This window comes from Gordonia sp. NPDC127522, from assembly GCF_042672305.1.
In the GTDB taxonomy this organism is placed as follows: Bacteria; Actinomycetota; Actinomycetes; order Mycobacteriales; family Mycobacteriaceae; genus Gordonia; species Gordonia hongkongensis.
The window spans coordinates 127841-148216 of the sequence record NZ_JBHXVK010000011.1 but is presented as its reverse complement, the minus strand read 5'-3'; the positions used below and the strand labels follow the sequence as shown (position 1 = coordinate 148216).

The following is a 20376-nucleotide window of genomic DNA, read 5'->3' as shown; positions in this document are numbered from 1 at the left end:
GGCCAACCCCCGCTCCCTGAGGAGCGCCCGGAGCTTGCGGAGGGCGCGGCCAACCCCCGCTCCCTGAGGAGCGCCCGGAGCTTGCGGAGGGCGCGTCACGAAGGGTTTGGCGACGCATCTCACCAGGACCCTTCGTGACGCTCGCAAGCTCGCTCCTCAGGGAGCAGGAGCGAGCTCGCGGGCTCGCTCCTCAGAGAGCAGGAGCGAGCTGGCGGGCTCGCTCCTCAGCTCAGCTCAGGGAGCAGGGGTCGAGCTCGCGGGCTCGCGCCTCAGGCGTTCTCCTTGCGGAACACCGAAGTGCCCCACAGGGTTCCGAGTCCGGCCAGGATGAGCGACGCGAGGACGCCCCAGAGGACCTGAGCACTGGCGAGGTCGCCGGAGAAGGTGTCGCGCACAGCGTCGACGATCCACCGGAACGGCATGAAATCGCTGAGACTCTGAAGCCACGACGGCCCGAGGGTCATCGGGAGCAGGATGCCCGACAGCAACAGGACCGGCATCATCACCATGTTGATCAGCGGCGCCATCACGTCCTCGCTCTTGGTGGTCAGTGCCAGCGCGTTCGACGCCGCGGCGCACGCGCCACCGATCAGCATCGTGATGATGATGCCGAGGATCACGCCGACCACCGAGCCGCGCATGCCCATCAGATAACCCAGCACCACCAGGATCAACGCCTGCACGAGAAGTTGCAGCATGTCGCGCATGAGCCGACCGGTGAGCAGGGCGGTGCGGCTGGCCGGGGTCACCCGTTCGGCCTCGATCACACCCTCGCGCCATTCCCCGATCAGGCTGAATCCGGCGAACAACGCGCCGAACAGACCGAGTTGCACGAGCAGACCGGGGACCAGGAACGTGTACGGATTGTCGGCGCCGCCCGGGAACTGCGCGACGAGGGGCTTCAGCAGCGGCCCGAAGAGGACGAGGTAGAGGACCGGTTGCATCACCCCGATGAGTACCCAGGCCGGATTGCGCAGGTTCATGCGGATCTGTCGGCGGAACACGATGGTGCTCTCGCGGAGGAATGTGGTCATCGGCTGGCTCCCTGCTGGTTGAGTTCGGCCGACGGGGCGTCGGCGCTCGTCGAATCGGTTGTTTCCGAATGGATTTCGTTGCCGCGCTCGGTCTCGGCGTCACGCAGCGACCGACCGGTGAGGGTGAGGAAGACGTCGTCGAGGGTCGGGCGGATCACCTCGATGGAGTCGAGGGTGATGCCCGCGGCGTCGAGGTCGCGCAGCAGTCCGGGGACGGCCCGGCCCGCCCGCGGCACCCGGCTCCGGACATGCCGGCCGTCGATCTCGATCCGGCCGTCCGCGCGGCCACCGGTGACCGAGGCCAGTTTCTCCGCGGCGGTGGACACGGCCGCGGAGTCGGCGACCTCGAGTGCCACCAGGTCGCCGGACACCTGCGCCTTGAGGTTGTCGGCGGTGTCCGCGGCGACGATCCGGCCGTTGTCGATGATGATGATCCGATCGGACAGTTCGTCGGCCTCGTCGAGGTAGTGCGTCGTCAGGAAAACCGTCGCGCCGCGCTCGGTGCGCAGGCGCCGGATGTGGTCCCAGAGATTGGCCCTCGCCTGCGGGTCGAGGCCGGTGGTCGGCTCGTCGAGGAAGACCAGGGACGGTTCGTGGACCAACCCCATCACGATGTCGAGCCGGCGTTTCTGCCCGCCGGACATGTTCTTGGGCTGGCGTTCCCACAGGCCGTCGAGCTGGAGCTGGGAGAACAGGGCGTGGCCGCGGCGGGTCGCCTCGGCCCGGGACAGCCCGTAGAGCATGCCGTGATCGACGATCTCGTCGCCGGCCTGCGCCTGGCTGAAGGTGCCGCCGGCCTGCGAGACGTAACCGATGCTGCGGCGGACCGAGACCGGGTCGGCCACGACGTCGTAACCGTTGACGGTCGCGGTTCCCGCCGTCGGCCGCAGGAGGGTCGTCAGCATGCGCAGCGTGGTGGTCTTGCCTGCGCCGTTGGGCCCGAGGAACCCGACCACCTCCCCTTCGGCGATGTCGAGGTCGACGCCGTCGACGGCCCTCACCTCGCGCTTCTTCTTTCCTTTCCCGGTGCTGAACACCTGGACCAACCCGCGTGCGTGGATCATGCGGACTCCCCTTCTCGATGCCGTCGAATGGTGTGCTGACTCGTGCGTTCGGCGATGCGCGCACGTCATCGTGTGCTGATCGTCGTGACCGCGGGCCGCTTTCCGACGCCCCGGCGGTGGTCGACCGACCTGCGGACCAGCATTCCCCTCATCGAGGACGACTTCGGTCCGCATTCCGCGACTCCGTAACGATTGCGGGCGGGGTCCCGCTACTTCCCAGTAAGAGGCGGTGTGAGTACCGTCGTATGTCGGGTCACATATTCGCCGGGCACGTTTTGGGAAGGGTTCACCATGGCGGTCATCGCAGACACCACTGGCATCAACAACATCGGCATGCTCGGCATCGGCGCGTACCGCCCCGAACGCGTCGTCACCAACGAGGAGATCTGCCAGCACATCGACTCCTCCGACGAGTGGATCTACACCCGTACGGGAATCAAGACGCGCCGGTTCGCGCGTCGCGACGAGAGCGTCATGGAGATGTCGGTCAACGCCGGCCGCAAGGCGATCGCCAATGCGCTGCTGCAGGGCTCGGACATCGACGCCGTCATCCTCGCCACGAACACCCACCTGCTGCTGACCCCGGCCGGAGCCACGAAGGTCGCGACCGAACTCGGCTGCAACGGCGTGCCTGCCTTCGACGTCACCGTCGGTTGCGCCGGTTTCGGCTACGGCATGGCGCTCGCCTCCGACATGATCCGCGGCGGCAGCGCCACCCACGTGCTGGTCATCGGTGCCGAGCAACTCTCGGTGACCATGGACATGACCGACCGCACCAACTGCTTCATCTTCGGCGACGGCGCCGGCGCGGTCGTCGTCGGACCCACCGAGCAGCAGCAGCTCGGCCCGGTGATCTGGGGCTCGGACGGCTCGCAGTTCAACGCGATCCGCCAGGACTTCGACTGGGTCACCTTCCTCGACAGCGACCGCACCCAGCGTCCTTACCTGCGCATGGAGGGCACCGCGGTGTTCCGCTGGGCCGCCTTCGAGATGGGCAAGGTCGCCCACCGCGCCCTCGAGGCCGCGAAGCTCGGCTCCGAGGACCTCGACGTCTTCGTGCCGCACCAGGCGAACGCCCGAATCAACGAACTGCTCGCCAAGAACCTCAAACTCCGAGACGACGCGGTCGTCGCCAAGGACATCGAGTACACCGGCAACACCAGCGCCGCCTCGATCCCCCTGGCCATGGAAGACCTGCTGTCGACCGGCAAGGCACAGCCCGGCCAGACCGCGCTACTCCTCGGCTTCGGCGCCGGACTCTCCTACGCCGCGCAGGTCGTCACCATGCCGCCGGTCCCGTTCGAGTAGGGCGCCGTGTCGAGTCCGGGGGCAATCTGATCCGCTCAGCGGCTCTTGATGCCCCCGGATTTGTCATGCCGGCCGGTGGCGCTGCAAGCCGAGCGCCTGGCGGACACGCGCCACGACGTCGTCGGGCCGCTCCCGCAGATCACTCCACGTGAAGTTGAGGACGGTCCAACCCAACGCGATGAGATCGTTTCGGCGTCGGCGGTCTCGCTGGAACGTCTCCGCGTCGCGGTGGAACGCCATCCCGTCGATCTCCACCGCCAGCAGCCGATCCGGGAACGCGAGGTCGATGAAGTAGCCGCCGGCCGGGTGACCGCACGACCAACCGCTCACACCCCCGGCGCTCAGCACGTCGACAGCCAGCCGCTCCGCCACCGAGCGCGCTCCGGATTCGACGCCGTCGACCAGGGCCGCGATCGCGGGTCCATCCTCCTTGCCACGTCGACGATCAGCGGCGACGCGCAACTGACGCAGCGAGACCTTGCGAACGAGCAGAGCGTTGTCGAGGACTCCGCTGTCGCTCTCGAGTGCGGCTTCCAGCACGGACAGCGGCAACGCTGTCACGAGCAACTCCTTGCGGGTCACCACCTCAGCGTCCGCGAGGCAGCGGCGCCGGACCCGAACGCCCTCGACCGGAGAGCCATGCCGCGATCGCGGTGCGGTGACCGTGAACTTCTTCGGCGGCTCGTCGAGGAGCCCGTGCCACCACGCCGCTCCCGATCCGGACAGCGCCGCACCGCGGCCCACGCTCGCGACTGCCAGTCGCGCACGGGTGGCCGGCGTCGTCGGATGATCGGCGTCGTCGGATGATCGGCGAGCGAATACACCCCGCGCGTGTGCGGCATCCAGTCCCCGCAATCGACTCGACGCCGGACCGCGGACCGCGTGAGGCCGAATTCGAGCGCATCGGGCATGGTCAGTACCCCGTCACGGGCGAGAGCGCGGCGCCGAAGGCCCGGGGGAAGCTGCACGATCATCAGACGCACAGCAACGGTGACCGGTTCCCGGTTCTCGGGGCGGGGGCATGCAGTGCCGCATACCGGCACAACCTGCCCCGACGCTCGACCGCGAGCGAGTTTGGTCGCCCCCCGCACGCCCGGTAGCCTGGAACCTCGTGAGTTCCGAGGTGATCAGTCGCGAAGTGACGCGTCGTCGTACCTTCGCCATCATCTCCCACCCCGACGCCGGTAAGTCGACGATGACCGAGGCGCTGGCGCTGCACGCGCGGATGATCAGCGAGGCCGGCGCCGTCCACGGCAAGGCCGGTCGTAAGTCGACCGTCTCCGACTGGATGGAGATGGAGAAGGCCCGCGGGATCTCCGTCAGTTCGACGGCGCTGCAGTTCAACTACTCGGCGGCAGCCCAGGCCGACCCCGACATCCCGAGCGTGATCAACCTCGTCGACACCCCCGGTCACGCCGACTTCTCCGAGGACACCTACCGCGTGCTGACCGCGGTCGACGCCGCGGTGATGCTCATCGACGCCGCCAAGGGGCTCGAGCCGCAGACCCTCAAACTCTTTCAGGTGTGCCGACACCGCGGTATCCCGGTCATCACCGTCATCAACAAGTGGGACCGTCCCGGCCAAAGCCCGCTCGAGCTGATCGACGAGATCACCGAGCGGATCGGCCTCACCCCGACCCCGCTGTTCTTCCCGGTCGGCATCGCCGGCGACTTCCGCGGCCTGCTCGACCGACGCACCGGTGAGTACGTGCACTTCACCCGCACCGCGGGCGGCGCCAAGATCGCCCCCGAGGAGATCATGCCGGCCGACGCGGCTGCCGCGCGCGAGGGTGATGAGTGGACCGCCGCGATCGAGGAGAGCGAGCTCCTCAGCGAGATGGGCCAAGACCACGACCAGGAACTGTTCCTGGCCGGTCAGACGTCGCCGATGATCTTCGCCTCCGCGATGCTGAACTTCGGTGTGCGCCAACTGCTCGAGGTGCTCGTCGAGCTCGCTCCCCCGCCGGGACCCCGCCTCGACGTCGAGGGTGAACCCCGTCCGGTCACCGACCCCTTCAGCGCGGTGGTCTTCAAGGTGCAGGCCGGGATGGACTCCAGCCACCGGGATCGCCTGGCCTACATGCGGATTGTGTCGGGTGAGTTCGAGCGCGGCATGGTCGTGACCCATGCGCAGACCGGAAAGCCGTTCGCCACCAAGTACGCCCAGGCCGTCTTCGGCCGCGATCGCTCGACGGTCGACACCGCCTACCCCGGTGACGTGGTCGGGCTGGTGAACGCGACCGCGCTCGCGCCCGGCGACACTCTCTACGACGGCCCCAAGGTGCAGTTCCCGCCGATCCCGTCCTTTGCGCCGGAACACTTCTCGACGCTGCGGGCCACCACGGCCGACAAGTACAAGCAGTTCCGCAAGGGCATGGACCAGCTCGAGAGCGAAGGGGTGGTCCAGGTCCTGCGCAACGACACCCGCGGTGATGCGTCGCCGGTGCTCGCCGCCGTCGGACCGATGCAGTTCGAGGTCGTGACCGCGCGGATGAAGGCCGAGTACAACGTCGACACCATCATCGAGCCGCTCGGTTACACCCTCGCCCGTCGCACGGATGCCGACAGCGCGCCCGAACTGAATCGGCAACGCGGCGTCGAGGTCTTCACCCGCACCGACGGCGCCGTCCTCGCCCTCTTCAGCGACAAATGGCGCCTGCAGTACATCGAGAAGGAACACCCCGACCTCACTCTCGAACCCCTTGTCGCGGCAGCGGACTGACCGGTCGACGAGCGCACGGGGACGACCGGTGCGCGCCGCCGTGCTGATGTGCGCGGCGGTGTCGTGGCCCGTCACCGCCTGTGGCTCCGACGCCCCGCCCCAGTCCACGCCCACCACCTCGGCGCCGGCGCCGACCGCACGCCCGGTCGACTCGACGCTCTGCACCGAGAAACCACCGCAGGGCAACGTCGACCGCAGTGGCCAGAACTTCGAGTTCCGTCACGGCAACATCAAGATCGCGGTCGCGAACACGCCGGCGGACTCCCGACGCGGACCCGCGGTGGGCGCCACCCCCGCCGACGAGCCCAACTGCTATGAGTTCGACCGGTGGGGCCCGGCACGGCCCGACGTGCCGCCGGACTCGCTGCTCTTCGTGTTCAAGGACGCCGGCACCGGCGGCGCGCAGATCGAGTTCCTGATCAGTGAACTGACCGGCGGCCTGTTGCCACCGGTGGGCGCGACGCGTCCGACCGTCGGGCCGTTGACCAGGCCGATCAACGCCCAGATCGGGGTCTCGATCAACGGCGCCTACCACCACTCGTCCGCGTGCCAGCTCAGCGTGAGCGGCATGTCGGGCTCACTCGCGGCCGGCTCGTTCACCTGCCCGACGGCGACGCGGGTCGAGGCCAACCCGCTCGCGCCCGACGACGACGTCCGCTACGACCTCGACGAGTCGTCCACGACGAAACAGCCGGATTCCGACGGCAACTCGACCGACAGCGTGTCGTTGTCGGGGTGGTTCCAGCTCACGCCCTGAGATCTGCCGGTCGTGCAGCGTCGAGCGAGCGTGGTAAGGACGCCACCACCCCCCGCTGGTCGAGCAGCGTCGACCGAGCGTAGCGAGGACGCCGCGTCCGTCGAGGCCACCTCGGCAACCGACCTCGCAAACCCGACCAGTGGCTTCGACAAGCTCAACCAGCGGGGAGGCGACTCAACCAGCGGTGGCACCGACGATCCGGGCCACGACGGCGGGATCGACGTCGTCGATGCGCGCCGGATCGAATTCGGGACTGCGATCCTTGTCGACGAGCACGGCCCGCACCCCCTCGCGGAAGTCGTGGGTCTTGGTGATCTCCTCTGCGGCATGCAGTTCCCGGTCGAAGCACTCGTCGATCCCCGACCTCGCCCCGGCGCTGATCATCGCCGCGGTGACCCACAGACTGGTGGGTGAGGCGCCCTCGAGCAGACCGACCATCTCCTGGGCCCAGTCGTCGCCGACCGCGCCGCGCAGGCCGCCGAGGATGGCGTTGACGTTGTCGTCGGCGAAGTACTCGCCGATCTTGCGCAACGGCACGTCGCTGGTGTCCTCGGTCCCCGAGGTGGCCAGCGCGTCGGCCAGCGGTGCGCCCGACCGGATGCTGTCGGCGACCGCCGGCAGGTCTGCGGAGGACACGAAATGCGTTGCCAGGCCGACGGCGACCGCGTCGACACCGCGGATCCGGGCGCCGGTGAGTCCGAGCCACATGCCCACGCCCTCCGGAAGCCGCGGCAGGAAGTAGGTCGAACCGATGTCGGGGAAGAACCCGATCGCGGTCTCGGGCATGGCGATCATCGCCTTCTCGGTGACGACCCTGATCTCGCCGTGCACGCTGATCCCGAGACCCCCGCCCATCGCCGCCCCGTCGATCAGGCTGATGTAGGGCTTCGGGTAGTCGGCGACGAGCTGATCGAGCCGGTACTCGCCGGCGAAGTAGCGGCTGATCGAGGCGTGGTCGCCGTCGATGGCGTGCTCGCGGATCGCACGGATGTCGCCGCCGGCGCAGAACGCCCGGTCGCTCGCCGAGGTGACCAGGACGGTGTCGATCGCATCGTCGTCACCCCATTCGTCGAGTGTGACGTACATGTCGTCGATCATGCTCTGGTCCAACGCATTGAGAGCCTTGGGCCGGTCCAGAACGATCTCGCCGACGCCGTTGGACACCGAGGTGCGGAGAAATGACATACCCCAACCGTAGCGGTGAGCCCGGATCCGATTCGTCGGCGGTTAATTCCGTTGGCAACTCCGAGCGCGTCCGCTACGGTGGTCACCACTTGCCCCCAGACCCGCCAGGAGTGATCCACCGCGATGAAGAACTGAAGTGGCCCCGGCCGTCGGCACCGCCGACGGACTCCACCGACGCCCTGTCGGTGTACCCGACCCATTTCAGGAGCGCTCATGCCATCTTCCATCGTGCTGTCCGACGTCTCGTTCGCCTGGCCCGACGGGACAGTCGTCTTCGATCACCTCGACCTCACCCTGGGCGCCGAGACCTACTCCCTCATCGGCGCGAACGGTGCGGGCAAGTCCACCCTCCTCGGTCTGATCGCCGGTCGATCACGCCCGGCGTCGGGCAGCATCACGATCGCAGGCGACACGTCGACGACCGATGTCGCTGTGGTCGTGCAGGACCCGCAGTCCGATCCGTCGTCGACCGTGGCACAAGCGCTCGGCATCGACGATATTCGTTGTGCGATACGACGAATCGAGAGCGGTTCGGTAGATCCGCAGGACTTCGACGCAGTCGGGGACGACTGGGGCGTCGAGGAGCGCGCCATCGGACTCCTCGAGCAGATGGGACTGCCGCCCGACCTCGACCGCACGGTCGGCGCCATGTCCGGCGGTGAGGCGACCCTGCTCGCGATCGTCGCCGCACTCATCGCCGACCCGGCGATCCTGCTCCTCGACGAACCGACCAACAACCTCGACACCGATTCCCGCGCCCGGCTTTTCGACGCCATCGAGTCGTTCCCGGGCACGGTGGTCGTGGTCAGTCACGACCTCGAACTCCTCGAACGTGTCGATACGACAGTCGAGCTGTACCGAGGTCGGGTGCGGCTGTTCGGCGGCCCCTACTCCCGGTACCGCGAGATCATCGACGCCGAACAAGACGCCGCCGAAGCGGCGGTGGCCACCGCCGCCGGCGATCTGCGCAAGCAGCGCCGCGAGATGACCGAGGCGCTGATCAAACTCGATCGGCGGGCCCGGACGGGCGCGACGGCCGAACGGGAGAAGCGGGTGCCGAAGATCGTGGCACACAACCGCCGGAGCGAGGCGCAGGTGTCGGCGGGGAAACTGCGCAACGCCCATCGTGACGACGTGGCCTCTGCGGCAACACGTCTCGACGAGGCCCGTGAGGACATCCGCACCGACCGCACCGCGCGGATCGTCGTGCCGACGCCCGAAGTGGCCCCGCGCGCCCAGATCGTCGTCGACGACCGCCTGCGCATGGACGGACCCGAGCGGGTCGCTCTGGTGGGGTCCAACGGTTCCGGGAAATCGACACTGATCGCGGAGTTGATCGCCTCCGAATCCGTCGTCGTACCGTTCGCCTTCGTGCCTCAGCAGATCACCTTCCCCGACCCGACCGTCTCGATCGCCGAGCATCTCGCGCGGACCCACCCGGACATCTCGACGCAGGAGGTGCGGGCGCATCTCGCGCGGTTCCTGTTCCGGGGTGCGCGCGCCGATCGCGCACTCGCCGAACTGTCCGGCGGCGAACGGTTGCGCGTCGCACTGGCCGATGCACTGCTCGGTGACCCGACACCCAAGCTGCTGATCCTCGACGAGCCGACGAACAACCTGGATCTCGACACCGTCACGCAACTCGTGGACGCACTCGAGGCCTGGACCGGTGCGCTGCTGGTCGTCTCCCACGACGCCGGGTTCCTCGACCGCATCGGCATCGGGCGGCGCGTGTCACCGGTGTCCCCACCGGGCGAACCGTCGGGAACGCCGGGGCAGATCGGTGCCGAACAAACCGACGTCGAAGAAGACCGCTGACGAACAGTCGGTGACGCCGGCGGCGTCGAGAACCGTTCGGCGGCATACTGCGTGCGATGGCCGAGCCCGCACCCGTTCCCGTCGACGCGCCGGTGGTCCAACCCACGCCCGTCGTCCTCGTCCACGGTCTACGCGTGAGCGGTGCGACCCTGCATCGGGTCGCGGCGGCTGTGGCCGGTCCCGACTCGAGGCGCGCGGTCGCCACCCCCGACCTCCCTGGCCACGGGCAGCGCCGCGACGAGACGTTCACGATGTCCGGCGCGGTGGACGCCGTGCTCGCCGAGATCAGCGGTTTCGGCCGGCCGGCGGTCGTGGCCGGGATGTCGATGGGCGGCTATGTGGCGATGGCGGTCGCCGGACGCCATCCGGAAGCCGTCGCGGCCCTCGTCCCGATGTGCGCGACCGCGCAGCCCAGTCCGCTGCTGGCCGCGCCGTTCGAGACGTTCGGTGCGGTCACCGCGTTCCTGCCGCGTCAGGCGGCGATCATCAGTCAGGTGGCCACCCGCCTCGCCGTGGGACGTCAGGTGTCCGCCGACATGGAGATCGGCGGTCTGGCACTGGGGTCGATCGCCGACGTCGTCGCCGAGATCAAGCGGTTCGACGCCCTCGGCGAGGTCCGGCGCTACCCCGGCCGAACGTTGTTCGTCAACGGTAGCCAGGACCAGTTCCGGGTCCACGAACGACGTTTCGTCGAGGCAGCACAGCACGCGTCGCTGACCATCGTCCCCGGGGCGAGCCATCTCTTCCCGCTCATCCAGCCGGAACTCGCCGGGCGACTGGTTCAGGACGTCGCAGCGAGCTGCGACGGCGCCGCGGCCGGACTCGCCGACCTGGATTCATAGGTCCTACCTCAGGATGTCTGAGCCGCCCACAGCTTGAGCGTGATCGCCTCTCGTGATCGGATGACTGTTGATCACTGCAACGATCATCAGCGGTGTCACCACGCGACGGACCCGGCGGGAGGCTGGATGGGCACGATCGAGGTCACCGGCACGCTGCAGAAGCAGGCCTGGGCCGACAAGGTGTTGCCCCCGGTCGAGGAGGTCCGGCCGCAGCTGTGGTCGATCCCGGTCCCCATGGGATCCAATCCGTTGCGATACGTCCTGGTCTACGCCCTTGGGTTGCCCGACGGCGGTCTCGCCCTGATCGACGCCGGCTGGCCGTCCGACGAGTCGTGGGACAGCCTCGTCGCAGGCATCCGCTCCACCGGCCACGACCTCGCCGACATCAGGTCTGTCGGCGTGACCCATCTGCACCCCGACCATTTCGGGCTCGTGCCGCGTCTACTCGAGCACGTGGACGCCGAGCTGTGGATGCATCGCAACGATTCCCGGTACCTGCGCCACTACTCCGATACCGAGGTGGAGAACCAACTCGGTATGGCGCGATCCGAACTCCACGCTCTCGGCGCACCGACCGAGGTCGCCGACGAGGGGCTGGTCGGTTTCATCCGCCTGCCCGACGGGCGGACCGTCGACCGCGAGCTGACCGGAGACGCCCCGCTCGACATCCCCGGCTGGGATCTCCGCGCCGTCTGGACCCCGGGCCACACCGCGGGGCACCTCTGCTTCGCCGACGACACCGCCGGCGTCGTCTTCACCGGTGACCACCTGCTGCCGCGGATCAGTCCGAACATCTCGACCAATCCGATGCAGACCGACAGTCCCCTCGCCGACTACCTGATCTCGCTGGCCAACACCGAGAAGATGCGCGACCACGAGGCGCTGCCGTCCCACGAGTACCGGTTCCGAGGCCTCGGCGACCGCGTCACCGGTCTCCTCACGCATCACGAGGAGCGGCTCGACGAGATCGCGTCGACCGTGACCCGGTATCCGGAGAGCACGGCCTGGGAGATCACCCGGTCGGTGACGTGGTCGCGTCCGTTCGAGGAGCTGTCCCTCACCCTCAGCCGACTCGCGTTGCGGGAGACGCACGCCCATCTCGTCGTCCTGCAGGAGCGCGGTGTCGTCGACGCCCACGTTCCCGATGAGACGGCGACCGATCCGACGACCCCGGAACCGATCCGCTGGTTTGCCGCAGGCGAGCCCACACCGGCTGAGCCGCAACAGATCTCCACATCCGAGAACACCTGACCGCCCGTTCCGCCACCAACTCCAGGAGTCCCCATGAGTGCCGTGCTCACCGAGTTCGCCGACGGCGTCGCCGTCATCACGATCAACCGCCCCGAGGCGAAGAACGCCGTGAATCTCGAGGTGTCGGAGGGTATCGCCGCCGCGATCGACGAGCTCGAGTCGCGTGACGACCTCACCATCGGCATCATCACCGGTGCCGGTGGCACGTTCTGCGCCGGGATGGACCTCAAGGCCTTCGCCCGCGGCGAGAAGGTCGCGCTGGACGGGCGCGGGTTCGGCGGCCTCACCGAGGCCCCGCCGACCAAGCCCCTCATCGCCGCCGTCGAGGGCTGGGCGCTGGCCGGCGGGTGCGAACTCGCGTTGTCGGCGGACCTCGTCGTCGCGGCACACGACTCCAAGTTCGGCATCCCCGAGGTCAAGCGCGGACTCGCCGCCGCCGCCGGTGGCCTCCTGCGCCTCCCGAAGATCCTCCCCTACCAGCTCGCCATGGAACTCGCGCTCACCGGCGACCCGCTCACCGCGGCACGCGCCCACCAGTTCGGCCTGGTCAACCGGATCACCGAACCCGGCGAGGCACTCGCCGGGGCCCGCGAACTGGCCGCCGTCATCGCCGCCAACGGTCCCCTCGCCGTCCGCGCCACCAAACAGGTCACCTCCATGGCGATCCGCTACACCGATCCCGAACTCATCAAGAAGCAGTGGGACTTCCTCGGTCCGGTGTTCGTCTCCGACGACGCCAAGGAAGGTGCCATCGCCTTCGCCGAGAAACGCGCGCCGCGCTGGACCGGCAAGTGACAGATCCGGGCGCAGTACTCATTCGGCCCGCTCGCTCCGCTCCCGGCGCCGGGTCGATTCGGCCCGCTCGCTCCGCTCCCGGCGCCGGGTCGATTCGGCCCGCTCGCTCCGCTCCCGGCGCCGGATAGAGTGACCGGGGTGGACCTGCACCTCGTGACCTACTTCGTCGCCGTGGTCGACCACGGCGGGATCACGAAGGCCGCCCAGTCGCTCTACATCTCACAGCCGTCGCTGTCCCAGGCGATCCGCACCCTCGAGAGACGTCTCGGCGTCACCCTGTTCGACCGCACCGGACGACGCCTCGAACTCACCGAGGCCGGACGCAAACTCGACGTCGCCGCCCGGCGCATCCTGGCCGACGTCGACCGCGCCAAGGCCAAGGTCGACGCCGTTCGGGAGCTGCGCGCCGGTCGCGTCGACATCGTGACCTACGCGGCGTTCAGCGTGGACCCGGTGGTCAACATCGTCCGCCTGTTCCGAGAACGGTTCCCGCGCTTGTCGGTTCGAGTCGTCTCCGCCGACAGCCCCACCGGGGTGTTGTCGGCGTTGCGATCCGGGGACGCCGAGGTCGGGATCATGGACTCGGCCGCCGAACACGCGACCTTCACCGCCATCCCGATGGCCGAGCAGGAACTCATCGTCGCGGCGCCGACGACGCTCGCCGACGGTCTGCCCGAACCGATACCGCAGTCGGCGGTGCGCTCGCTGCCACTCGTCGTCGATCACAGCGACCCGATCACCGCGGAACTCCTCGACGGTCTCCTCGACGACGACGCCAAGAACGTGGTGGTCGACTGCCAATTGCCGTCCGCGGTGTGGAGTCTGGTCAAGAAGGGCACGGGCGCAACGATTCTCCCACGCACCGTGGCCGACCGGCAGCTTGCGGGACTCCGCCGGCTCGCGCTCGACCCACCGCTCACCCGCCCGTGGGGTCTCGTGCTGCGGTCCGGGCTCCCCTCGCCGGCCGCCCTCGCCTTCATCTCCGCGGCGAAGGTCCACTGTGGGATCGCGCCGGACCCCGCCGAACCACGGGATTGGTGACACACCATGGAATTACGACAAGTCGAGTACTTCCTGGCAGTGGTCGAGAACAAGGGCATCGGCGGGGCCGCGTCGGCTCTCGGTGTCGCGCAACCCACCGTGTCCCAAGCACTCCGGGCGCTCGAACGCGAACTCGGAGTCCAGCTGTTCCACCGCATCGGTCGCGGGATGGTCCTGTCGGCGGCCGGGCGCACGATGGTCGGTCCCGCGCGACAGATCGTGCGCGACATGGACGCCGTCGACGATCTGCTCTCCGCCTCGGCGGACGAACTCACCGGCCACCTGGAGATCCTGGCCTTCGCCGCGACCGCGGTCGGGCCCGTCGTCGATCTGGTCGCCCGGTTCCGGGCCGCCTATCCGCGGGTTTCGGTGCGACTCGGCGAGTTACGCGACGAGACCAGGGCCGCGTCGGCCATCGAGGACGGTCATTGCGAGTTCGCCGTCGCCCACCTACCCATCGCCGGCGACGACCTCGAGGTGATCGTGATCGGCGAACACGAACACGTGCTCGTCTACCCGCAGGGCACCGACGTACCCGAGGGCCCGATCCCGCTGAACAATCTGCCGGCGATCCCGATGGTGTTCGTGCCGCGCGGCTACTCGGTGGCCGACGAGTTCGAGGAGGCGATCCGCGTCGGGGGCGTCCGCCCGCCGCTGGCCGTACTGTCGGAGATCCGCGAGGAACGGCTCCCGATGGTGGAGTCCGGAATCGGCGGCACTCTACTCGAACGATCGGTGGCGGAGTCGGCCGACGAGCCGGTCGTGATCCGTGAGATCGAACCGAACGTGGTGCGCCCCTTCGCCATCGCATTCCACCCGCCGTCGCTGTCGGCCGTCGGTCAGGCCTTCGTCGACCTCGTGCGCGAAACTGCGGGGTGACGGGTGGAACACCGGGCCCCACCGGTGCGGATCAGGTGGGGCCCGGTGAGTCTCGGGGTCAGCTGACGCGTTCGAAGACCGCGGCGAGGCCCTGGCCACCGCCGATGCACATGGTCTCCAGGCCGTAGCGGGCCTCGCGCCGGTGCAGTTCACGCGCCAGGGAGGCCAGCATGCGGCCGCCGGTGGCGCCGACCGGGTGGCCCAGCGAGATGCCCGAGCCGTTGACGTTGGTGCGGTCGAAATCGCCGCCGGCACCGAAACGGCCGAAACCCCACTCGCGGGTGACGGCGAGTGCCTGCGCGGCGAACGCCTCGTTGAGCTCGATCACGTCGATGTCGGCGAGCGTCAGACCGGCCTTGGCAAGCGCCTTCTCGGTCGCGGGGACCGGCCCGATCCCCATGGTGCGCGGCGGCACACCGGCCAGACCCCACGACACCAGCTTCACCAGCGGGCGTAGACCCAGCTTCTCGGCGACCTCGGGGGTGGTCACGAGCGCCATCGACGCGGCGTCGTTCTGACCGCTCGCGTTGCCCGCCGTCACCGTCGCGTCCGGATCCGTCTTGCCCATGATCGGCTTCAGCTTCGACAGCGACTCGACCGAGACATCCGGGCGTGGATGCTCGTCGGTGTCGATGACCTGATCACCAGACCGGGCGCCGGGAGCGGAGCGAGCGGGCCCACTCGCACCGGAAGCCACGGTCACCGGGACGATCTCCTCGGCCAGTACGCCATCCTTCTGGGCCCGCACCGCTCGTTCGTGCGATGCCACAGCCAGTTCGTCCTGTTCTTCCCGGGAGATCTCGTAGTCCTTGCGCAGGTTCTCGGCCGTCTCGATCATCCCGCCGGGCACCGGGTAGTTGGTGCCGCCGGCGGTCGAGCGCGCCCGGACGAGGCTGTCGTGCATGGCAATTCCGGTGCGAGCCCCGCCCCACCGCATGTCCACCGAGTAGAACGACGCGTTGCTCATCGACTCGGCACCGCCGGCGACCACGACATCGTTGTCCCCCGAGGACACCTGGTAGGCAGCCTGGATGACGGCCTGTAGTCCCGACCCGCACCGACGATCGATGTGCATGCCGCCCACTGTGATCGGCAACCCGGCATCGAGTGCGATGACCCGTCCCAGGGCGGGCGCCTCGCTGTTGCCGTTGCAGTGACCGAGGATGACGTCCTCGACCTTCTCCGGGTCGAGTCCGGTCCGGTCGAGCATCCCCGTCAGCGCGGCGACCCCGAGATCAACGGCGGTGAGATTTTTGAACATTCCGCCGTAACGGCCAATGGGGGTACGGACCGGTTCGCAGATGACGACGTCGCGCATGGGTGACCTTTCGGTGTCAGAGGAAGCGTGGAGCAGGACCGGCTGTCACATGAAACGGCCGCCGGTCACCTCGAGGACGGTGCCCGTCATGTACGACGACATGTCACACGCCAGGAACAGCGCGACGCTCGCGACCTCACCGACCTCGCCGGCGCGCCGCATCGGGATCTCCGCCATCTTCTGGTCCCACGCTTTCTGCGGCATCGCCTCGGTCATCGCCGACCGGATGAGGCCGGGCTGGATCGCGTTGACCCGCACGCCGTGATGGGCCATCTCCTTGGCCGCGGCCTTGGTGAGGCCGACGATGCCCGCCTTGGCGGCCGAGTAGTTGGTCTGTCCGACCATGCCGACCTTGCCCGACAGCGACGAGATGTTCACGATCGCACCACGCTTGGCCTCGCGCATGATCGCCGCCGCCTTGCGTGTGCCGTTCCAGGTGCCTTTGAGATGCACCGAGATGACCTGATCGAAATCGTCTTCGGTCATGGTGCGCATCGTCGCGTCCCGGGTGATCCCGGCGTTGTTCACCAGCACATCGAGTGACCCGAACCCGTCGACCGCGGCCGCCAGCAGCGCGTCGACCTCGCCCGCGTCGACGACGTCGCACCTCACCGCGCGGGCCACGTCGCGGCCGCCGAGCTCGTCCGCGGCCGCCTGCGCGGCGTCGAGGCTGAGGTCACCGAGCACGACTCGCGCGCCGGCGTCGACGAACGAGCGGGCGATCTCGAAACCGATGCCCTGGGCTCCGCCGGTCACGACGGCGGTACGACCCTCCAGCAACGCGGCGGCGGGCGGGTGCGATGACATGTATCGGAGTCCTTTCGAGGGCGGCGGGGTGACGGTCGTCGGGCAACCGGTCGCGAAGCGCCGGGCCCGCGGTGAGTGCCGCGGGGACAAATCTATCGAGGTTCCGCCCCGATCGACCCCTCCGCGCTCATACGCAACGGCTATCGCAGCGATCCCGGTTTCGTATTGGACCCCCCGCCCGCCGGCCGCGAGAGTGACAGCATGACCGGAGTGATGCATTCAGCGCGGACGACCTCCTCCGAGGTGGGCGACGAGGACTTCGCCGACATCCTCGCCGCGACGCGCGAGTTCGTCCGCGAGGTGGTGGTCCCGCGGGAGCAGGAGATCCTCGACACCGACGCCATCCCCGACGACATCCGCCAGACAGCGAAGAGCATGGGCCTTTTCGGCTACGCCATCCCGCAGGAGTGGGGCGGTCTCGGCCTCGATCTGACCCAGGACGTCGAACTCGCGATGGAGCTCGGGTACACCTCCCTGGCGCTGCGCTCGATGTTCGGCACCAACAACGGCATCGCCGGCCAGGTCCTCGTCCACTTCGGCACGGATGAGCAGAAGTCGGCGTGGCTGGAGAAGATCGCGTCCGGCGAGGTCGTCGCCTCGTTCGCGCTGACCGAACCGGGGGCCGGGTCCGACCCGGCCGGACTGCGCACGAAGGCCGTCCGCGACGGTGACGACTGGGTGATCACGGGCGAGAAGCGGTTCATCACCAACGCGCCGCTGGCCGATCTGTTCGTCGTGTTCGCACGTACCCGCCCGGCCGACGAGAACGGCACCGGCATCGCCGTTTTCCTGGTCCCCGCCGACGCCGCCGGCCTCAGCGTCGGCGCCAAGGACCGCAAGATGGGCCAGGAGGGCGCCTGGACCGCCGACGTGCACTTCGACGCCGTGCGGGTGCCGGCGTCGGCACTGGTCGGCGGTAGCGAGGACGTGGGCTACAAGGCCGCGATGATGAGCTTGGCCCGGGGCCGGGTGCACATCGCGGCTCTCTCGGTGGGCACCGCACAGCGCGCGCTCGACGAGTCGGTCACCTGGGCCGCCACCGCCACCCAGGGCGGTACCGCGATCGGCGAGTTCCAACTGGTCCAGGCCATGCTCGCCGACCAGCAGGCCGGGGTGATGGCCGGACGCGCGCTCGTCCGCGAGGCCGCCCGGGCGTGGGTCGACGACACCGACCGCCGCATCGCCCCGTCCGCCGCCAAGCTGTTCTGCACCGAAATGGTCGGCAAGGTCGCCGATCTCGCCGTGCAGATCCACGGCGGCAGCGGTTACATGCGCGAAGTCGCGGTGGAACGCATCTACCGCGAGGTGCGGTTGCTGCGCCTGTACGAGGGCACCAGCGAGATCCAGCGACTCATCATCGGGCGCAACCTGGTCAAGCGCGCGCAGCGCTGACCGCACGCGCGCCCTGTCAGGCGTTAGCCAGGCGCTCCCGCAACGCCACCTTCTGGACCTTGCCGGCCGCCGAGGTGGGCAGCTCGTCGACCACATACACGTCCCGGATCTTGTTGTAGGGCAACACCTGCGCGGCGACGAAGTCCGACACCGCATCGGCGTCGATGACGTGACCGTCCCGGGCGACGAGGAAGGCCACCGGCTCCTGCCCCACCGCGCCCGCCTCCCGGGCGACGACCGCCGCCGCACCGACGTCCGGATGCGTCACCAGGATCTCCTCGAGCTCGCGCGGATACACGTTGTAGCCCTTGTGGATCAGCATGTCCTTCGCACGGTCGCAGATGTAGAGGTACCCGTCGGCGTCGCGGTAGGCGATGTCACCGGTGTCGAGCCACCCGTCGACGAACTGCTCGGCCGTCTTCTCGGGGTTATCAAGGTAGCCGTCGGTGACCTGCGGTCCGCGCACCCACAACTGTCCCTTCTCCCCCGGCGCGAGGACGACGGCCGGATCGTCGACGGCGCGGATCTCGATCTGGGTGTCGAACGTCGGCAGGCCCACACTCCCGAGCCGGTATCGACCCCCGGACGTCAGGGGCGCCGAGGACACCAGGCACGTCGCCTCGGTGAGGCCGTATCCCTCCACGATCGCCGCTGCCGGGAACGCCTTCTCGAGCTGCTCCAGGGTCACGTGATCGATCGGCGCCGCGCCGGAGGAGACCACCCGCACCGAGGTCAGATCCCGTGTGGCGACGTCGGGGTGCACGGCGAGCGCATGCCACATCGCGGGACTCCCGGTGACGTACGACGCCCGATGCGCCTCGATGAGGGCCAGCATCCGCCCGGGCTCGAAACGACCGGCGAACACGTGCGTGGCGCCGCACAGCAGGAGGAACGACATGTTGATGAGGGCGTGCGCGTGGAACAGCGGGACACGACGACCGTCGCCGCATGCCCGGGGACCACCCCCGGGTTCTCCGCCGACCGGGGGGGTGAGGGTCAGCAGACCGTCGGTTCCCACCGCCACGGAATGTCCTGCGCGCCAGACGATCATCGGCGTGACGTTTCCGAGCACGTTGCGGTGCAGGACCCGAACGCCCTTCGAGACACCCGTGGTGCCGCCGGTGAACGCGAGGTGCGCGACATCGTCGCTCGAGGTCGAGACCGGCGGGGCCGTCTGGCCGAGCGCACGTCGAGCTCGGTGAACGTGAGCGTCGTCGCGCCGTCGACGACGGCCGCGCGCTCGCCGTAGAGGGCGGCCATACTCGCGGGCAGCACCGCCATCGTGGCGTCGGGATAGCTGAGAGTGGTGGGCTCCGTGGCAGACATCGCGATGAATCCTCTCGAAAGGCGTTGTGGGGGACTCAGATCGGACGTGCCGGGGTTCGGGTTACCGCGGTGCCATCCGGATCGCCCCGTCGAGGCGAATGGTCTCGCCGTTGAGATAGGTGTTCTCCAGGATCGACGCGGCGAGTTGACCGAACTCGTCCGGCCGACCGAGCCGCGCCGGATTGGGAATGCTCGCGGCGAGCGCATCGCGCACGTCGTCGCGCAGTCGGGCGAGCAGCGGCGTGTCCATCGTGCCCGGCGCGATGGTGTTGACGCGGATGAGCTTGCTGGCCAGGTCCCTCGCGGCGACCAGCGTCATCCCGACGATGCCCGCCTTCGACGCCGAGTAGTTGATCTGGCCGATCTGTCCCTCGTACGCCGCGACCGACGCGGTCATGATGATGGCGCCCCGCTCCCCGTCGACGGGCTCCTGTCGCGCAATACGTTCCGCGCCGAGCGAGAGCGCATGGAACGACCCGACGAGGTTGAGCTTGATGACGAACTCGAAGTCCTCCACCGAACCTGCCTTGCCCTCCTTGTCCAGGATGCGCATGCGCCGGCCCGCCCCGGCACAGTGCACGAGTCCGCGCAGGCCCCCGCGGCCGTCGGCGACATCGAGTGCAGCCGCGAACTGTTCGCGGTCGGTGATGTCGGCGGCCGCGAACGACGCTGCGGCGCCGAGTCCGTCGGCCACGGCCTGACCGTCCGAGGTCGGCAGGTCGATCAGGGTGACCAGGCCGCCGGCGTCGATGACGCGCTGGGCCGTCGCGAGCCCGAGACCGGATGCGCCGCCGGTGATCGCGACCGACAGTCCATTGAGTTTCATTGTTATCCAAT

The 20376-nt window shown here is 68.9% G+C and carries 18 protein-coding genes; 10 read left to right on the top strand and 8 right to left on the bottom strand.

Features of this window, described 5'->3' with window-relative positions; genetic code table 11:
• Positions 1 to 269 precede the first annotated feature (269 nt).
• Both ACFVHY_RS17310 and ACFVHY_RS17305 read right to left on the bottom strand, forming a co-directional pair.
• The gene (locus ACFVHY_RS17310) at positions 270 to 1034 is read right to left on the bottom strand and encodes an ABC transporter permease (RefSeq protein ID WP_277242745.1); all 765 of its coding nucleotides are present in this window, start codon (positions 1032 to 1034) and stop codon (positions 270 to 272) included.
• A complete protein-coding gene (locus ACFVHY_RS17305; protein WP_390274039.1) occupies positions 1031 to 2098 on the bottom strand; it encodes an ATP-binding cassette domain-containing protein in 1068 nt (355 codons plus the stop codon). Before ACFVHY_RS17305 ends, ACFVHY_RS17310 begins: the two co-directional genes overlap by 4 nt.
• Before the next feature lie 291 nt (positions 2099 to 2389).
• Between ACFVHY_RS17305 and ACFVHY_RS17300 the strand changes: the two genes are divergently transcribed.
• Positions 2390 to 3406 (top strand): beta-ketoacyl-ACP synthase III, encoded by a 1017-nt coding sequence (locus ACFVHY_RS17300; RefSeq protein WP_004022635.1) that lies wholly within the window; start codon positions 2390 to 2392, stop codon positions 3404 to 3406.
• Between the two features lie 63 nt (positions 3407 to 3469).
• On the opposite strand, the gene ACFVHY_RS17295 is transcribed toward ACFVHY_RS17300, so the two are convergent.
• Positions 3470 to 4261, bottom strand: coding sequence for an endonuclease domain-containing protein (locus ACFVHY_RS17295; RefSeq protein WP_390274036.1), 792 nt, complete (start codon positions 4259 to 4261; stop codon positions 3470 to 3472).
• A gap of 256 nt (positions 4262 to 4517) precedes the next feature.
• Between ACFVHY_RS17295 and ACFVHY_RS17290 the strand changes: the two genes are divergently transcribed.
• Together ACFVHY_RS17290 and ACFVHY_RS17285 are read left to right on the top strand one after the other, a co-directional pair.
• A complete protein-coding gene (locus tag ACFVHY_RS17290; RefSeq protein WP_390274034.1) occupies positions 4518 to 6128 on the top strand; it encodes a peptide chain release factor 3 in 1611 nt (536 codons plus the stop codon).
• A 28-nt stretch (positions 6129 to 6156) separates the two neighbouring features.
• A complete protein-coding gene (locus tag ACFVHY_RS17285) occupies positions 6157 to 6885 on the top strand; it encodes a hypothetical protein (RefSeq protein WP_390274032.1) in 729 nt (242 codons plus the stop codon).
• 174 nt (positions 6886 to 7059) lie between these two features.
• On the opposite strand, the gene ACFVHY_RS17280 is transcribed toward ACFVHY_RS17285, so the two are convergent.
• Positions 7060 to 8070: an enoyl-CoA hydratase/isomerase family protein gene (locus ACFVHY_RS17280; protein WP_390274029.1), complete on the bottom strand. Its 1011-nt coding sequence runs from the start codon at positions 8068 to 8070 to the stop codon at positions 7060 to 7062.
• A gap of 213 nt (positions 8071 to 8283) precedes the next feature.
• Between ACFVHY_RS17280 and ACFVHY_RS17275 the strand changes: the two genes are divergently transcribed.
• From ACFVHY_RS17275 to ACFVHY_RS17250, 6 genes are all read left to right on the top strand, one after another.
• Positions 8284 to 9888: an ABC-F family ATP-binding cassette domain-containing protein gene (locus ACFVHY_RS17275; protein WP_390274027.1), complete on the top strand. Its 1605-nt coding sequence runs from the start codon at positions 8284 to 8286 to the stop codon at positions 9886 to 9888.
• A gap of 56 nt (positions 9889 to 9944) precedes the next feature.
• Entirely contained in the window at positions 9945 to 10730 is a 786-nt protein-coding gene (locus ACFVHY_RS17270) for an alpha/beta fold hydrolase (protein WP_390274024.1), read from the top strand.
• Between the two features lie 126 nt (positions 10731 to 10856).
• Positions 10857 to 11981 carry an MBL fold metallo-hydrolase gene (locus tag ACFVHY_RS17265; protein WP_390274022.1) on the top strand — a complete coding sequence of 375 codons (1125 nt, stop codon included), beginning with the start codon at positions 10857 to 10859 and terminating at the stop codon, positions 11979 to 11981.
• A 33-nt stretch (positions 11982 to 12014) separates the two neighbouring features.
• Complete coding sequence (locus ACFVHY_RS17260; RefSeq protein WP_390274019.1) at positions 12015 to 12776, top strand: crotonase/enoyl-CoA hydratase family protein; 762 nt, start codon at positions 12015 to 12017, stop codon at positions 12774 to 12776.
• Between the two features lie 138 nt (positions 12777 to 12914).
• Complete coding sequence (locus ACFVHY_RS17255; protein WP_390274016.1) at positions 12915 to 13817, top strand: LysR family transcriptional regulator; 903 nt, start codon at positions 12915 to 12917, stop codon at positions 13815 to 13817.
• Between the two features lie 6 nt (positions 13818 to 13823).
• Positions 13824 to 14696, top strand: a complete 873-nt coding sequence (locus ACFVHY_RS17250) for a LysR family transcriptional regulator (protein WP_390274014.1) — start codon at positions 13824 to 13826, stop codon at positions 14694 to 14696.
• 58 nt (positions 14697 to 14754) lie between these two features.
• On the opposite strand, the gene ACFVHY_RS17245 is transcribed toward ACFVHY_RS17250, so the two are convergent.
• On the bottom strand, positions 14755 to 16014 hold the full coding sequence (locus ACFVHY_RS17245) for an acetyl-CoA C-acetyltransferase (RefSeq protein ID WP_390274012.1): 1260 nt from the start codon (positions 16012 to 16014) through the stop codon (positions 14755 to 14757).
• 45 nt (positions 16015 to 16059) lie between these two features.
• Positions 16060 to 16821, bottom strand: a complete 762-nt coding sequence (gene fabG, locus ACFVHY_RS17240) for a 3-oxoacyl-ACP reductase FabG (RefSeq protein WP_078112146.1) — start codon at positions 16819 to 16821, stop codon at positions 16060 to 16062.
• A 201-nt stretch (positions 16822 to 17022) separates the two neighbouring features.
• On the opposite strand from fabG, the gene ACFVHY_RS17235 reads away from it, so the two are divergent.
• A complete protein-coding gene (locus tag ACFVHY_RS17235; protein ID WP_390274010.1) occupies positions 17023 to 18213 on the top strand; it encodes an acyl-CoA dehydrogenase family protein in 1191 nt (396 codons plus the stop codon).
• A 16-nt stretch (positions 18214 to 18229) separates the two neighbouring features.
• On the opposite strand, the gene ACFVHY_RS17230 is transcribed toward ACFVHY_RS17235, so the two are convergent.
• Positions 18230 to 19549 (bottom strand): class I adenylate-forming enzyme family protein, encoded by a 1320-nt coding sequence (locus tag ACFVHY_RS17230; protein WP_390274063.1) that lies wholly within the window; start codon positions 19547 to 19549, stop codon positions 18230 to 18232.
• Positions 19550 to 19600: 51 nt separating this feature from the next.
• Positions 19601 to 20365: an SDR family NAD(P)-dependent oxidoreductase gene (locus ACFVHY_RS17225; RefSeq protein ID WP_390274007.1), complete on the bottom strand. Its 765-nt coding sequence runs from the start codon at positions 20363 to 20365 to the stop codon at positions 19601 to 19603.
• Positions 20366 to 20376: the final 11 nt, after the last annotated feature.